The sequence below is a fragment of the Pseudaeromonas aegiceratis genome, assembly GCF_046254905.1.
Taxonomy (GTDB): Bacteria; Pseudomonadota; Gammaproteobacteria; order Enterobacterales; family Aeromonadaceae; genus Pseudaeromonas; species Pseudaeromonas aegiceratis.
Genome location: NZ_CP158016.1, coordinates 1,901,951 through 1,916,913 on the forward strand (window position 1 = coordinate 1,901,951; position 14,963 = coordinate 1,916,913).

The 14,963-nt window shown below is 56.7% G+C and carries 10 protein-coding genes and 2 pseudogenes; 7 read left to right on the forward strand and 5 right to left on the reverse strand.

Going from position 1 to position 14,963, the window contains the following annotated elements; genetic code table 11:
• Window positions 1–87: 87 nt before the first annotated feature.
• The 3 genes from ABHF91_RS09020 to ABHF91_RS09030 form a co-directional block, all read right to left on the reverse strand.
• Window positions 88–1,770 (reverse strand): tannase/feruloyl esterase family alpha/beta hydrolase, encoded by a 1,683-nt coding sequence (locus ABHF91_RS09020; RefSeq protein WP_409419976.1) that lies wholly within the window; start codon window positions 1,768–1,770, stop codon window positions 88–90.
• Window positions 1,771–1,918: 148 nt separating this feature from the next.
• Window positions 1,919–2,884, reverse strand: coding sequence for an alpha/beta hydrolase (locus ABHF91_RS09025; protein WP_409419977.1), 966 nt, complete (start codon window positions 2,882–2,884; stop codon window positions 1,919–1,921).
• Between the two features lie 490 nt (window positions 2,885–3,374).
• Entirely contained in the window at window positions 3,375–4,295 is a 921-nt protein-coding gene (locus ABHF91_RS09030; RefSeq protein ID WP_409419978.1) for an AraC family transcriptional regulator N-terminal domain-containing protein, read from the reverse strand.
• Between the two features lie 417 nt (window positions 4,296–4,712).
• On the opposite strand from ABHF91_RS09030, the gene ABHF91_RS09035 reads away from it, so the two are divergent.
• The 7 genes and pseudogenes from ABHF91_RS09035 (at window position 4,713) to ABHF91_RS09065 (ending at window position 9,856) form a co-directional block, all read left to right on the forward strand.
• Window positions 4,713–5,342, forward strand: a complete 630-nt coding sequence (locus ABHF91_RS09035; protein ID WP_409419979.1) for a carboxymuconolactone decarboxylase family protein — start codon at window positions 4,713–4,715, stop codon at window positions 5,340–5,342.
• A 43-nt stretch (window positions 5,343–5,385) separates the two neighbouring features.
• Window positions 5,386–5,832 (forward strand): cupin domain-containing protein, encoded by a 447-nt coding sequence (locus ABHF91_RS09040; protein WP_409419980.1) that lies wholly within the window; start codon window positions 5,386–5,388, stop codon window positions 5,830–5,832.
• Between the two features lie 196 nt (window positions 5,833–6,028).
• Window positions 6,029–6,903: pseudogene (locus ABHF91_RS09045) on the forward strand (DUF3737 family protein).
• A gap of 91 nt (window positions 6,904–6,994) precedes the next feature.
• Window positions 6,995–8,092 (forward strand): MalY/PatB family protein, encoded by a 1,098-nt coding sequence (locus ABHF91_RS09050; protein ID WP_409419981.1) that lies wholly within the window; start codon window positions 6,995–6,997, stop codon window positions 8,090–8,092.
• A 2-nt stretch (window positions 8,093–8,094) separates the two neighbouring features.
• On the forward strand, window positions 8,095–8,271 hold the full coding sequence (locus ABHF91_RS09055) for a hypothetical protein (protein ID WP_409419982.1): 177 nt from the start codon (window positions 8,095–8,097) through the stop codon (window positions 8,269–8,271).
• 15 nt (window positions 8,272–8,286) lie between these two features.
• Window positions 8,287–8,574, forward strand: a pseudogene (locus ABHF91_RS09060) (cyclophilin-like fold protein); the annotation flags it as partial.
• A gap of 172 nt (window positions 8,575–8,746) precedes the next feature.
• Window positions 8,747–9,856 carry an MFS transporter gene (locus tag ABHF91_RS09065; RefSeq protein ID WP_409419983.1) on the forward strand — a complete coding sequence of 370 codons (1,110 nt, stop codon included), beginning with the start codon at window positions 8,747–8,749 and terminating at the stop codon, window positions 9,854–9,856.
• A 378-nt stretch (window positions 9,857–10,234) separates the two neighbouring features.
• Here ABHF91_RS09065 and ABHF91_RS09070 read toward each other — a convergent pair whose 3' ends face one another.
• A complete protein-coding gene (locus tag ABHF91_RS09070; protein ID WP_409419984.1) occupies window positions 10,235–11,701 on the reverse strand; it encodes an FG-GAP repeat domain-containing protein in 1,467 nt (488 codons plus the stop codon).
• 889 nt (window positions 11,702–12,590) lie between these two features.
• Window positions 12,591–14,744: a nuclease-related domain-containing protein gene (locus ABHF91_RS09075; protein ID WP_409419985.1), complete on the reverse strand. Its 2,154-nt coding sequence runs from the start codon at window positions 14,742–14,744 to the stop codon at window positions 12,591–12,593.
• Between the last annotated feature and the right edge of the window lie 219 nt (window positions 14,745–14,963).

Consider the following 14,963-nt stretch of genomic DNA (forward strand, 5'->3'; position numbering starts at 1 on the left):
AGCGCTAATTTCGGCCCGGCGGCGGGCAATTCGTCAGGGCCACAAAAAATGGGCCCCCATGATGCGGGGGCCCGGCGTGGTACAGGATCAGGACTGGGTGTTCGCCGTTCCCTCCGTCGGCAGCTCACAGCGGTAGGAGCCCAGCTCTCCCGCGGCACCGCCCTGATAGCGGGCGACTGCCGGGTAGACGCACAAGGGCTGGCTTTGACCGGGGAAGCGCTCGCTCTTGGCCGGCAGGAAGGCCGGTGCCTTGCCCTGCTCCACCCACTGCTCGATGGCACCCAGGGGATCGAAATCGTTGAAGGCCGGACCGCCCCCGCAGTGAGTCATGCCCGGCACCATAAACAGGCGCGCCCAGGCATCGCGGCTACGCTCATCACCAGCATGAGTATCCCGGGCCAGGGAGTCGAACCAGGCCATGATGTCGTTGGCCGAGAAGACAGGATCGGATAACCCCTGAAACACCAGCAGCTTGCCACCGCGGGCAGCATAGGAGTTCAGGTAGGTGGCGGTGGCATCGTTAATGGCCCCGGTCTGCGCCAGCCGGGCAACATCCCGATCAAAATCAAAGGAGAACAGGTCAAACCCCGGCTCTGGCGGCGTCATAAAGTAGCTCGCCGTACCCGGCATGCCCAGAATGACGTTGAGGGCATCGGGCTTATCCGCCTTGGGTGAGAAACCCAGCTTCCACACCCGCCAGCCCGGCGCGGCGACACCGGCATCATAGGGCCAGGAACTGTACAGGGCCTCACCCTGGCTGTTCTTGGCACCCTCAAACACCCGCTTAAGCACGCTCACCTTGTCCGCCGCCAGGCAGTCAGCAGCGGCGCCAGCCTGACACTGCACGACAGCCGGATCGAAGTGACAGGCCCGGTAGTCGTTGATGATCCCGTCCTGGATGCCGTCAAGCTTGTCGCATTGCGCCAGCACCGCCTTGCTCAGCAGAGTCAAATCCGCATTGGTCAGGGCCTGGGACAGCACCTTGTGGCCGGCGTCATCCTTCGGGGCGATGGACATGAAGGCCTGGGAGTCCCACACCTCCGCCAGGGCGGCCCGGCTCAGGTGAAAGCCCGGGTTGCCCGCGACGATACCATCAAATTCCAGCGGGTAACGCTGGGCCGCCATCATGGCCTCACGCCCGCCGTTGGAGCAGCCCATGAAGTAGGTGTGGGCCGGCGCCGCCGCGTAATAGCGCGCCACCAGGGACTTGGCCTCTCGGATCACCTTGCCGATGGCGGCATAGGCGAAATCCAGTCGTGCCTGCTGATCCAGCCCGAAGGCGGGGCTCTTGTCCGCATGGCCCCCATCCATGGACACCACGGCGTAACCCCGCGCCAGGGCCGGGGCGGCCGACGAGTCCAGGGTTGGAATGGTGCCCAGCGCATTGGCCAGGAAGCCGTCCATGCCACCACCGCCCTGGAACATCAACCGCTGTTGCCAGACATCCGGCAACCGCACCTCAAAGCGAATGCCATAGTGGCGGCCATCGGCACCGGTGCGGGGCTCGATCTCTCCTTGCACCACACAATGGGCGGGCAACATGGCCCCGCGCCCGCTGGCGCCGGTCATCATGCGCTCGGGATCCTCCGCCGCCGGCCCGGCGCTCTGGTAGGCCACCTTGCCGATCACGGCGCCCTCCAGCTGAGCCGCAAAGAGCGCCTGGCAGGCCTCTTGCTGTGAGGCCGCCTGCGCGGGCACTGCCAGGCTGCCGGTCAGCACCAGTAATAACGCCGCTGCCGGCAGGCTGTGATGGTGTCGTTTCATATTCATCGCCAAGATGCTCCTTAATATTGCAACCCTATCCGGCCTCGTCCTGGTCACCAGTCCGTCATCCAGAGGGGCCGTTCAGTCACACAAAAAAGGGCTCATCCACCTGATGGATGAGCCCCTGAGTTAACCTATTCCGCTCACACCGACCTTACTTGAGATTCTTGGTAAAGAAGTCGGTGATCTTGGCAAACGGGATGATATCCACGCGGTCGTACAGATCGGTGTGGATTGCATCCTTGATGATCAGCAGCTCCTTGGGCTCCCCGGCCGCCTTATAGGCATCCTCAGAGAAATAGAGAGAGTGGGCCTTGTCGCCGGCGATCAGCAGGATGGGGCGCGGGGAAATCTCCTTGATATAGGTCAGCAGTGGCATGTTCATGAACGACAAGGGGGTGGTGGCGTTCCAGGCCCCGTTGGAGTTCACGGAGCGCGGATGGAAGCCCCGGGGGGTGCGGTAGTAGTCGAAATACATGCTGACCACGGGGTTGTCGATCCCCTCCTTACTCTCCGGCAGATTGCGCGGACCCGGCTGCGGAGCACCCTTCTCGGCATCCACCCAGCGTTGCTGGCTCATGGCCTCCAGGGCCTGGGTGCGCTGCGCCAGGGTCATGCTGTCGTAATAGCCCTTGGCCATCACCCGGGACATGTCGTACAAGCTGGCGGTCACCACCGCCTTGATGCGCTTGTCCACCGCAGTGGCGTTGAGTGCCATGCCACCAAAACCGCAGACACCTATGATGCCGATGCGCTGACGATCCACGTAGGGCAGCAGGCCGAGGTAATCGACGGCGGCGCTGAAGTCTTCGGTATTGATCTCGGGGGACGCCAGGTTGCGGGGCTCACCCCCGCTCTCGCCGGTATAAGAGGGGTCAAATGCCAGGGTGACAAAGCCCTGCTCCGCCATGGTTTGAGCATACAGACCGGAGGACTGCTCCTTTACCGCGCCGAAGGGACCGCTGACCGCGATGGCCGCCAGCTTCTGGTTGTCACGGTGCTTCGGCAGGTAGAGGTCTGCCGCCAAGGTGATGCCGTAACGGTTCTTGAAGGTCACCTTCTGGTGATCCACCTTGTTGCTTTGCGGGAACGTCTTATCCCACTCTTGGGTCAATGTCATGGTATCTGCTCCTGATGCGAGAGGGGCCGCCTGGGCGGGTGCCGGTTGAGTGGCAAACAGCAAGCCGGCAACGGCGAACACGGCACAATGGATTCTGGTCTTACTGGCAAAAAGCGCCTTCATCTGGGTTCCTTTACGAAGTCAGCGGCACTGTCAGCCAGTACCCGGTGGCAAGGGGCCGACACCCGCTTACCCGTTAAGGACAATGCCGTCATCACCACAAGCCTGTTAGGCCCCTCAAGCGAAGACTGCATCGTCAACCCTTGTATTTTTTTCCAATTTTGGTGGTTTCCGTTAGACGGATACTGCGGTTTTCTTGCCTGATCGTCTAAATCCGGAGCGCCCGCCCTGCCCTGCAACGCGCATGCAGTGACCCGAATTTGGCGACCGTAGAAGGACGGCAAGCGGCAGGCGTTCAACATAAAAAAGGGCATTGTCCGTCACGACAACGCCCTTGGGCTGGCTTGCTTATTTTATTAACTTGTTTGGCTCAGGCCGCCGAGCTGCCTAGGCCGGCGCGCAGCGCCTTGATATCCGTTGCCGGGGGAGCCCCGAACATGCGGCTGTACTCGCGGCTGAACTGGGAGGGGCTCTCGTAGCCCACCTTGAAGGTGGTGGCCATGGCGTCCAGGTTTTCCGTCAGCATCAGGCGGCGGGCCTCGTTGAGACGCAACTTCTTCTGAAACTGCAAGGGTGTCATGGAGGTCATGGAGCGAAAGTGGGTGTAGAACGCCGATTTGCTCATGCCGATATAGGAGGCCAGATCCCCCACGCTCAGGGGTTTGACGAAGTTGTTCTTCAGCCAGCCGATGGCCTTGGCGATCTGGTTGCTGTGACTGCCGGCAGAAACGATCTGATTGAGTCTGACACCCTGCTCCGAGGTCAGCAGGCGGTAGAAGATCTCCCGCTTCACCACAGGCGCCAACACCTTGATGCTGCACGGATCCTCCAGCAGTCCCAGCAATCGGTTGAAGGCATTCAGCAAGGGTTCGGACAGCTCGCCCACCGCAATCCCGATGGGCGCCGTCTTGTCATGGTTGAACGACAACTCGCTGTCGACGATGAGCTGGGAGATCTCCGGCAGGTCCAGCTCCATGATCACGCCAAGGTAGGGCTCGGACTCCGTGGCCTCCATGATGTTGGCGATGATCGGCAAGTCCACCGACGAGATGAGAAAATGATTGGCGTCGTAGACAAAGCTCTCCTCCCCCAGGATCACCCGCTTCTTGCCTTGGGCGATGAGGCAGATGCTGGGATTGTGCGTGTAGCTGGTCGGTGGGGTCGGCGCACACCAGCGACTGAGCCGCAGCCCGGGAATGGGCGTATCAAACTGATTCGCCTTACCCACCCATTTGCCAATCTGTTGGGCCAGCGTGGCAATGGCCACCGTCATGCTGGGGGTCTGATCCATGGGCGCTCCAACAAGCTAAAGGGACTGAATGTCAGTCATAGAGGCTGACAGTTTTATAGCAAAACTTTCCCGTTTTCAAAGAAATCAGGCAAGCCACTTGCCTTGTCTAACCGCCCTGCACCTCACTGAAACGCCCCATAAACCAAGCCGCGCCGCACGACCATCAAGAGATAATAAGTAGTAAATACATCCACTTACTTATTAACCATGATCACCATTGAGACCCTGGACACCTTGCCAGACCTACCTTATTCCCGATCAGGCAAAAAGAGATTTGGAATATCAGGCAACGATTGGCCAGTAATAGGCTAACGGTCACTCATGGCCTGGCCGTAGAGTGAACTCAGGGTTTGACGGGGTCAGCGAAGCTAACATCCCTCTGGCGCTCGTCCCAACGCTGCAATCGGAGAGCCTGTTATGCACACTGAGTTCACCCCCAAAGAATCCGCCATCGTGCCTATCGTGGCCTTCGCCGCCAAAGGCGATCTGAGTCAGCTAAGCGTCAGCCTGACCCAGGGGCTGGAGGCCGGTTTGACGATCAATGAAATCAAGGAAATTCTGGTCCAGCTCTACGCCTATGCCGGCTTTCCCCGCAGTCTGAACGCACTGGGCACCTTCATGACCCTACTGGCCGAGCGCCGCGCCCAGGGCATCGAGGATCCTGAGGGCCCCAGTGCCGGCCCCCTGCCCACGGACAAGACCAGCCTCGAATTGGGTACCGCAAACCAGACCAAGCTGATCGGTCAGCCGGTGAAGGGGCCGCTGTTCGACTTTGTGCCGACCATCGATCAGTACCTCAAGGCGCACCTGTTCGGCGACATCTTCGCCCGGGACGTGCTGAGCTGGAAGGAGCGGGAGATCGCCACCATCGCCACCCTGGCCAACATGCCCGGCGTCAACGGCCAGCTGCAGGCTCACTACGGCATCAGCCTGAACAACGGGATCACAGCCCAGCAGCTGAACCATTTTATTGCCCTGCTGCGACAGGCCTGTGGCGACGCCGTGGCCGATAACGCCGCCACCGTGCTGGCAGCAGTGCTGCAGTAAGCACACGACCGCCTGTCATCACGATCAAACATTGGAGATATCCATGAGCAACCCAGAAAACAAATTCATCCCCAACGAATTCAAAGCCGGCGTCTTTGACGGCAAGAGCCTGTTCGATTTCGGTCAGGAGAATGTCGCCTATGCCGACTATTTCACCGGCACCAGCTACCTGGCCCTGCTGAACAAGCCAGGTCTCATCGTCGCCAATGTCACCTTCGAGCCGGGCTGCCGCAACTTCTGGCACATCCACCACAAGGGAGGCCAGATCCTGCTGGCAACCGGCGGCCGTGGCTGGTACCAGGAAGCCGGCAAAGACGCCCAGGAGCTCAATCCCGGTGCTGTGGTGCACATAGCTCCGGGCGTCAAACACTGGCACGGCGCCGCCAAGGACAGCTGGTTTGCTCACGTGGCAGTGGAAATTCCGGCCGAGGGTGCCAGCAACGAGTGGCTCGACCCTGTGACCGATGAAGAATACAGCCGCCTGAAATAAATCGACGCCAGGAATATTCGCTCGGTCATGCCGGGTGAATATTCCTTACGCGACATCACCGATTTTTATTCTGCTGTTGCCTTCTGATGGTTCCACCCTGTCAAGCCACTATCCGCCCCATCACCCTGACGCCCGGTTCACTCGCAGCGATAACGACCAGATCCGGCGCCGGTTATGACATAGATCCAGGTAAAAAATGACTCATTCAATTCCGCTTCAAGATACCCTGTGCGACCGCTTCTACGAGGGAGAGCGCCCGCTGTACGCCGTGGCCAACAAATACCTGCACAAGGTGAAATTCTACCCCGGCGAGTCCGCCTTGAAGCACACCCAGCACATCACCGCCAAGCAGTGTGAATTCATGGGCAAGTATCCCTTATGGCACAGTGACAACGTCATTCTGGAGCAGTGCCTGTTCACCGTGTATGCCCGGGCGGCCATCTGGTACACCCAGCATCTGACCATGAACAACTGCGTGGTGGAAGCGCCCAATATGTTCCGTCGCGTCTCCCATCTGACCATCCGGGATTCCCGCTTCCCCAATGCCGGCGAGACCTTGTGGAGCTGTCATCACGTGACACTGAACAACGTGGAGCTGCGCGGCGCGGACTATGTCTTCATGAATGGCGAACACATCGAGATCGATGGCATGAAGCTGCAAGGTAACTACTCCTTCCAGGACGCGAAGCATGTCATCTCCGCAACGCCTATCTGGACTCAAAGGATGCGTTCTGGGGTACCGAGAACGTCACCGTCTATGACAGCGTGCTGATCGGCGAATACCTGGGCTGGCACTCCAAGAACCTGCGGCTGGTCAACTGCACCATTCGCGGCGAACAGCCCCTGTGCTATGCCCAGGATCTGGTGCTGGAGAACTGCATCATGGAAGAGACGGATCTGTGCTTTGAATACTCGTCGGTGACGGCAGACATCCGCTCCGACATCCTCAGCGTGAAAAACCCCCTGTCCGGACGGATCAAGGCCCACGCCATCGCGCAGATCATCCTCGATGAGCACTGCCCCGATCCCCATGCCTGCCGCATCGAAACGGCACACAAGGTCGGCGCCTGATGACGGCGTTCAATTTTGACCGTCTGATCGCCAGGCAGGGCACCGGCAGTGCCAAGTGGGATAGTCGCGAGGGCGCCGACCTGCTGCCCATGTGGGTGGCCGACATGGACTTTCGCACCCCCCCTGCGTCATCGACGCCCTGCGCCAGCGAGTGGAGCACGGCATCTTCGGCTATACCAAGGTGCCGGAGGCCTACTACGATGCGGTGATCCACTGGTTTGCCCGCCGCCATCGGCTGACCCTGGAACGCGACTGGATCCTCTACACCTCCGGGGTGGTACCGGCCCTGTCGGCCATCCTCAAGGCCGTGACCCAGCCCGGTGACGGCGTCATCGTCCAGACCCCGGCGGCGTACAACTGCTTCTTCAGCTCGGTCCGCAACATGCAGTGCCGTCTGGTGGAAAACCGCCTGGTCAACCGGGCCGGTTACTACCAGATGGACTTCGATGATCTGGAGCGCAAGGCCGCCGACCCGCAGGTGACGGCCCTGATCCTGTGCAACCCCCATAACCCGGTGGGCCGCACCTGGCGGGCGGAAGAACTGACCCGGTTGGGCGAGATCTGCATCAAGCATGGTGTGACCGTGATCAGTGACGAGATCCACTGTGATCTGCAGTTCCCCGGCCAGCGCCATCAGCCCTTTGCCGGGCTGGGCGAGGCCTTTTTGGCCCATAGCGTCACCACCCACTCCCCCAGCAAGTCGTTCAACATCGCCGGCCTGCAGATCGCCAACATCGTGGTGGCAGATCCCGGGCTGCGGGCCAAGATCGACCGCGCCCTCAACATCCATGAGGTGTGCGACGTCAATCCCTTCGGCGTGGCGGCCCTGATGGCTGCTTACAACGAGGGCGAACCCTGGCTCGATGCGCTGAATGACTACCTGTATCAGAACTATCTGACCGTGGCCGCCTTTGTGCAGACCCAGCTGCCGCAGCTGACCTTGATGCATCAGGAGGCCACCTACCTGGCCTGGATCGACTGCCGAGCACTGGGGCAGTCCTCCGCCGCCATCGGCGAGGCGTTGCTTAATCAGGGCCAACTGTGGATAAGCCAAGGCACCGTCTATGGCGACGCCGGGGAAGGCTATATCCGTCTCAACATGGCCTGCCCCCGGGCTCGCCTACTGGACGGCTTGCAGCGCATAAGGGCAGTCCTCCACACCATGGGTTCCAGCCAACCAGGAGGTTAACGATGCAGCAAGTATCCCATTCGACACGTCATCGCCTGGCAGGCGTCATCGCACTGCTCACGCTCCTGGTGGCGCCGCTGGGCTTTGCCAATGAACCGTCAGCCAATAACACCCTTACCAGAGAGCATTTCATGAAAATCCGCTTTGTCTTCGACGACCGCACCGTCACCGCCACCTGAAAAGACAGCCCCAGCACCCAGGACTTTATCAAGCAGCTGCCCCTGACGCTGGATCTGGAAGATTACGCCCGTACCGAAAAAATCGCATACCTGCCCAGCAAGCTGACCAGCCAGGGCGCCCCGGCAGGCACCAGCTCCAAGGCCGGTGACATCTCCTATTACGCCCCCTGGGGCAATCTGGTGGTGTTCTACAAGCCCTTCGGCTATGCCGCCGGCCTGATTAACCTGGGCAAGCTGCACGGCGGCCTCGACCGCTTCACCGCCGGTGGTTCCCTGTCCGTCACCATCGAAAAAGTCGAGTAATGTCGTGGGGCAGCCCAATGCTGCCCCCATGTTTCATCCGGCTACGCCCATTTACGCTTCATCCCCAAGAGGGCCAATCCCTTGCAAACCACCAGCGACAAGTTTTCATTTATCGGCGCCGCATTATCACTCATGGTCACCTATCTGACCGCCGCCGTGCCCATCCCCTTGTATGGCCTCTACCAGACTCAGGATCGGCTACCTGGCCCTCTCCATCAGCTCGGTGGTCTACTTTATCGGCGCCGTCACCGCGCTGCTGCTGTTTGGCCGCCTGACCAATTACCTTGGACGCAAGCCGGTCTCCCTGACCGCCCTGCTGCTGGCCGCCCTCTCCGTGCTGTTCTTTCTTAATCTGCACGATGCCTTTGCGCTGATCGCCGGGCGCCTGCTGCAAGGGCTGGCCTGTGGCCTGGCCACCACCGCCCTGGCCGCCTGGCTCATCGATCACGCCCAAGCGGTCCCGGCCTGGATACCGCCGGCCGTGATCAGCTGCGGCCCCATGACGGGTCTGACCGTCGGCGGCGTGGGGGCCGGGTGTCTCATCGAATATGGTCCCTATCTCCGCCAACTGGCGTTTGTCGTCGCCCTTATGCTCATCGTCATGGCCATACTGATGCTGATCAAGAGTCAGGAGACCATGCCCCGCCAAGCCGGTGCCCTACGCTCACTCAAACCCAACTTCACCCTGCCGGCACGTGCCAAACAGGCGTTTCCCCTGGCCGCCTGTACCTTCGTCTGTACCTGGGCGCTAGGCGGCTTCTTCCAGGCGTTTGGCCCGGCCATGACCCGGGAGCAACTGCACTCACACAGCGCCGTTGCCGCCGCCCTGGTCTTCGCCTCCATCATGGCACCCAGCTCCATCGGTGCTTCCCTCGCCGGACGGATGACCCCAAGCCGTGCCCAGTTTGCCGGCATGCTGAGCTTCACCCTGTTTGTTGGCGGCATTCTGTTCTCCTTGCACCTGGGCTTGCTCAGCAGCTTCCTGGTCGCCAGCATTTTGGCCGGGATCGCCCAGGGCCTGGTGCTGACCGGCAGCATCGGCACCCTGGTGGGGGGGCTGTTGCCGGAGGAACGGGCCAACGTCTTCTCGGTGATTTACGCCACCTCCTACGTAGGCGCCGCCGTCCCCACCCTGATCGCTGGCCATTTCTCCGAGCAGTTCAGCCTGCTGCAGGTGGCCTGTGGTTATGGCGTACTGGCCCTGGGGGGCGCCCTCACCCTGCTGACGGCCAAGGTTCGACCGAGCCGACGTCGCATTCAGGCAGCAGAGAGGCAGGAATAGGAGTGGAAGGCGTTGAGATGACGGGTGGCGATTCAATGGCCGATTAATGACAGCAGTGCACAGCGACAAGGGTCCACATTTGGTCAGGATGATTCCATTAAGGGAAATTGCCAGAGGGCAATACGTCACTCGACCGGCTGACTCGCCTGTTTGCACTCCACCGCGACTCCGCCATTCCCTGGGCTGCTTACAGAGACGGCAACATGCTTGATTGGTTCAAACCACAAGTTCGGCCAGCAGGGTTGAGTGCAGGATATGGGCTTAGGAAAAGAAGTCTAACCATTTATGGCATTAACACAGTGACAATGCTTTTACGAAAAAATATCCCAAATGACACCAGATTAAATCCGGTGTCATTTAGGCATCAAGGTTACGGCATTACTCAGTAACATCCTGCGCCGTGAAACCCTCACCAGCATTATTCAACAGCAAATGATCACCCCCATCCGCCACGTCAGACCAATTATTTAAAAATAGGTCACTGTATCCATCGGCATTGACATCGCCACTGGTTGCGCCATGGGTATATGTGCTATCTGTTCCTAAATAAGACGATGAATAATCCGTTAACTTCCCATTGGCATCGCCCAACAGGAGCAAGTTGGTATGTCCAGGATAGGGTGAGGCATCAAAGCCATGATCGGCGATAAATATGTCGTCATAGCCATCATTATTAAAGTCATCAATTAACCATTGCCGTGCGTGTTCAACCCCGGGAACATCCGTTCCAAAAACCTCAGTTGTATTATCTAAATCAAATGCTCCAGTACCATTATTCAGGAAGGCATACAGTGGAACAAGATCACTGTCATCATCTGAACCACTAACGGCCTGCGATGCAACCAGATCAAGGTAGCCGTCGTGATTGATATCGATTAAGGCGCCTTCTTTAACTTGAGTTTGCTGGTATGTATCACCAAGAGTTTCATCAATTGAGTAAACAATTTTAAACTTGAGTTCATCCGCGGTACTTTCATTGAGCAGGGTGACAATTGCCCCAGAAGCATAGCCGTTCGGAGCCACAATATCGATATCACCATCGTTATCCATATCACCAAGTAGGACATCTAACGCCACTCTGAGACTGCTGGCATAAGTTTTTTCCCCACCACCTGGCCAGACAATTTTGTCGTAGTTAGTATATGTGTGATATGAGTCGTAGGTTGTCACAGTGGCAGGAGCAAAATTACCAGCACCATCATTCAAATAGATGCGCCCACCGTAACAATCACCGTCATCTGTGGTTCCCGTTTCAGATGAGCAACCAGAAATTGCCAAAACAAAGTCAGGATAACCATCACCATTGAGGTCGGCTACTCGAGTCCACGACGGCCAATTTTCTAAATCATGATCTGTTATATTGGATGTGGCATCATTGAAGGTTCCATCACCATTGCCCGTGAATAACTGCAGCTCGGAGTCTGCATAAAATGACTCATCCTGGGCGTCTACCACTATTGCAAGAAGATCAATATTACCATCCTTATTGAAATCACCGGCTGTATAACTGACGGTAGCACCGTTCTCACCTAAATATCGGCTAGGTAGATCGGTTGTGGATTTTGTGAAGTTTGCACTACCATCATTAATTAGCAGGACATCGCTGGTTGAAGAGCTTGTCAGATTACCGCCAATAACGAGGTCGAGATCACCATCACCATCCGCATCAAACATCAAGGATGCCGTTATATGGTCTGGTATAAGAGAAGTGGTTACCACCTCATCACTCGTATCATCATCAGTGTTCGATGTAGAGCTTGAGCTTCCACCTCCGCCGCCGCATGATGAGATAAGAAATAAGAAAGAGGTACACATCATGCATACGAATATATTTTTTATGCGCATTCCATCGCTCCCAACAGCAACTTAATCTTACAATCATATCACTGAGCATATTTTCAACAAAACGATGAGTTTGTGTACTAGGCGACATTGGGATTACATATTTTTACAATTTTTGTCACCGCCCACGGGCCTGCTTAGCCGTGTGATGCCTTAGTAAAGCGCTAGTGAACACCAGGCATCCTGCTTGCTGTACTGAGTAACCGGTTCGTCCCCCACATGGAAAGGTATGGATATCGTTCTTCTGGTGCCGAGTTTCTTGCTCAGACCAGGACAGCGAACGCTCCTTGAGATACTTGTCAGTGCGCCTGGATAGCGTTGCGTGGCGGGTGCCCGTGAAGGCTGACGCTGGGCAGAACGCCGCTGGGCTTCGGACTTGTCTCTTGTTCTGAGTATCTTTTTGATTTCTTTGCGTCTACCACAGGGGAGCAAGGTGACCTTGCGGAAGAACCAGATACCGTGGGGACTGAGCCAGAGATTCATTAAGTTTGCCTCAGTTCGTCCACATAAAGTGGATGACCAAGCGTGCTAAGCTGGCTAACTTATTGATAAGGAAGGAATAATGTCGTTATAACCATAAGTTGACATAACGATCCTAGTAAAAACAACAAGTTAAAAACCGATTTTCACCCATAAGTTGACATAAAAATGAACCATAAGCTGACATAGAGTGACAAGACCACGCATGGACACAAAATCGGCGTTGTAAGTTTACAAGATCGACTTGTAGCATCCACTATAGGTAAACACACCTACGGCAGCCATCCTCTCATAAGTGCAAGTGGCACTATCGAACACAACGCTCACCATTTTTGCGTAGGGCAAAGCCAGTTCTAGCCTAACCAACTGAGTTGCTCGTTATCCATTCCGGTTCATGCGAAATGGCTGGTATCTACAGCAAGTCACACCAGACCCCATCAGATTCGATCAACCTAACAAGAGCTTGCGCACTGAATCCGTCGGCATACAGTGTCTTTTTCTCATTCCCAACCGCAGCCTCGTCCATCTGTTCAAATGAGCGCAGATAATGCGGTTCATCGCGCAAAGCGATCTCCATGACCTCGCGGGAGATGACGTGGAAGCCATCAACGGCCTCACCATCAAACTCTATCGAAGTATCGACAACCCAGGCATGTAGGACTGGCGGAGGATTGAAATCACTCAGAAGCAGATCTGAACGCAGCCCCTTGTCATTTAACAAAGCCTTAAGCACAACCGGTTGCTTGCGCTTTAACTGTCTTGCTGCCTTGCGCAAGGTATTGGTTCGATGCAGCCAGACTTCAAGGTGCGTTGAACGGATGAAGCCCGACTTGACCTCCAACAACAACACTACCCCGTCCAAGTGACAGATGAGGTCCACCTCCCCAGCATCGTGCTCATCACTCAATGGCGGTTGGTAGCCCACAACGACGCGGAACCCCCTCTGCCTTAGCGCTTCGGCGAGGGTATGTTCAATACGCTCCGTTTCGCAGCGCAAAGCAGGGCGGCGTTGTTCAACACGACGCAGGTTATTCACTGCAGCGGTCAGATTGTTCTGTTGACCGGCAACCCAGGGGAACTGAAAGCTGTAGCGTCCAATCTTGTAGAACGGCCGCTCGTACAGTCGTGGTGAGGGTATGTTAGGTGTTTGCCTCATCTGCGCTGACAGTGTCTGCAGGTCACTGGTCCAGAACTTCAGGATGGCTCTGGCCGCTTCGGTGTTGCCCTTGGGATGCTCAGGACTGACAGTCCAACCACAAATACGACGGATCTTTTCTTCCGGTTCAGACCAAGTTATGGGAAAGCGATTCTCGCCTTGTATTAGCCCTTCAAGAGCTAATTGACCAAGTGCTTTCGCTGCTACACCTGAGTCGTCTATATAGTGAAGAAAAGGCTGAAGAAACTCCTGCTCAAAAAACGCTGTAGTCAGCTCACTGGCTAATATCGCGTGGTGCAGGGCTACCTCCGTTCCGTCGTTCAGTCTGACCCGCTCACCCAGACCGAAAATCGTTTGCAGGTAAAGCTGACTGCGGATGGCTTTTATGTAAGCAAGCTGATTCGCCTCGTGGTTTTCTGGTCTCCCGATGATTTTGCCAGCCATATCCGAAGCTGCGAATTGGTCAATCGCGCGGTACATCCAGTAGTGCCAAAGCAACTTGCTTTTGCGCTCGGTACGCTGCCAGCGCTGTGAGCCCAAATCGGTTTTGTTGAAGATGACCGATTGTCCCGGTTTGAGCTGGTAATCGCAATCATGGTCAAAACAGAACCAATTGATGGAATTCTCGTAGTCGATTCGTTCGCGCATGGCGGCAATAAGCAAGGCGACCGATTCGAGATTGGCAACACTTTCTCGCCCCACCCCTGGCTGAGGGAAGAGGATTGGCGACAAATGACGCTTTAGAGAGCGGCCGAGAGTTTCCTCTGTCAGTTGAAAGTCACGCTCAAGGCAATTCGACAGCTTGCGGGCGATGAGCCGATCATAGACATCCCAATCCCTAGTTGAAGTATCGCTACCCTTCGCTTCGCCCAATTGCCCATAAGCGAGCACGCTCAAATAGGAAAGCAGCTCTAGCAACGAAAGCGACTTCAGGTGGGACTCAGCCAGTGCAATTGCTTCGTCGAATGGTTCGAGTTGCTCAAGTAAGCGATCACAGACGCCGAAAAATTCGCACCAATCCTTGCTGATGAGATTGTCCCGGAGATGCCGCCAGAGCGCTGATTCTGTGCGCGTAAAAAGCTTCGAATAACGAATTGCCCAGCGAAGAGTTTCAGGATGACAAACGGCCAGATGATCTAGCAACGCAGTACTGATCGCATCCTCCCAATGCAAAATACGCCCTAATGCCAAGCTCGCAAGCTGAGCTCCTTCCACATTGGCTGGCTCCCACCAGAAGGTCGCAGCAGCCAGTCCGGCAGCACGATTGCGCCCGGTATATTTGCCACTCGGAAGTTGATCCAAAAAGTCGTGGAGGCACTCATCAAGTGCTACGAATGGGGCAAGCTGCTCTGCATATCCAGCAAAATGAGTCTGGTAAAATTCCTGGCATTGCCGCTCCTGGCCTTGCATATCTGGTGATCCTTTTCCTGCCGTCGAACCTTGATATTCAAAGAGATTGAAATCAACCGTTCATTTGAGGCCCACAACGAGTCTGGCCTTCTGTATGGAAGGAAATATTTAACACGTTACCAAGAAGGGGGAAAACAAAACATGATGAATGGAGAAGAAGATGAAGACGTAGGGAAGCAAGGCCCTATGGGGGCCTTGCTAGGGGTCTAAAGAGTATCA

Bases quoted from the DNA above. Each gene is read 5' to 3' on its own strand.
- ABHF91_RS09020 (WP_409419976.1), bottom strand. From the start codon at position 1,770: ATGAATATGAAACGACACCATCACAGCCTGCCGGCAGCGGCGTTATTA.
- ABHF91_RS09025 (WP_409419977.1), bottom strand. From the start codon at position 2,884: ATGACATTGACCCAAGAGTGGGATAAGACGTTCCCGCAAAGCAACAAG.
- ABHF91_RS09030 (WP_409419978.1), bottom strand. From the start codon at position 4,295: ATGGATCAGACCCCCAGCATGACGGTGGCCATTGCCACGCTGGCCCAA.
- ABHF91_RS09035 (WP_409419979.1), top strand. From the start codon at position 4,713: ATGCACACTGAGTTCACCCCCAAAGAATCCGCCATCGTGCCTATCGTG.
- ABHF91_RS09040 (WP_409419980.1), top strand. From the start codon at position 5,386: ATGAGCAACCCAGAAAACAAATTCATCCCCAACGAATTCAAAGCCGGC.
- ABHF91_RS09055 (WP_409419982.1), top strand. From the start codon at position 8,095: ATGCAGCAAGTATCCCATTCGACACGTCATCGCCTGGCAGGCGTCATC.
- ABHF91_RS09065 (WP_409419983.1), top strand. From the start codon at position 8,747: ATGGCCTCTACCAGACTCAGGATCGGCTACCTGGCCCTCTCCATCAGC.
- ABHF91_RS09070 (WP_409419984.1), bottom strand. From the start codon at position 11,701: ATGCGCATAAAAAATATATTCGTATGCATGATGTGTACCTCTTTCTTA.
- ABHF91_RS09075 (WP_409419985.1), bottom strand. From the start codon at position 14,744: ATGCAAGGCCAGGAGCGGCAATGCCAGGAATTTTACCAGACTCATTTT.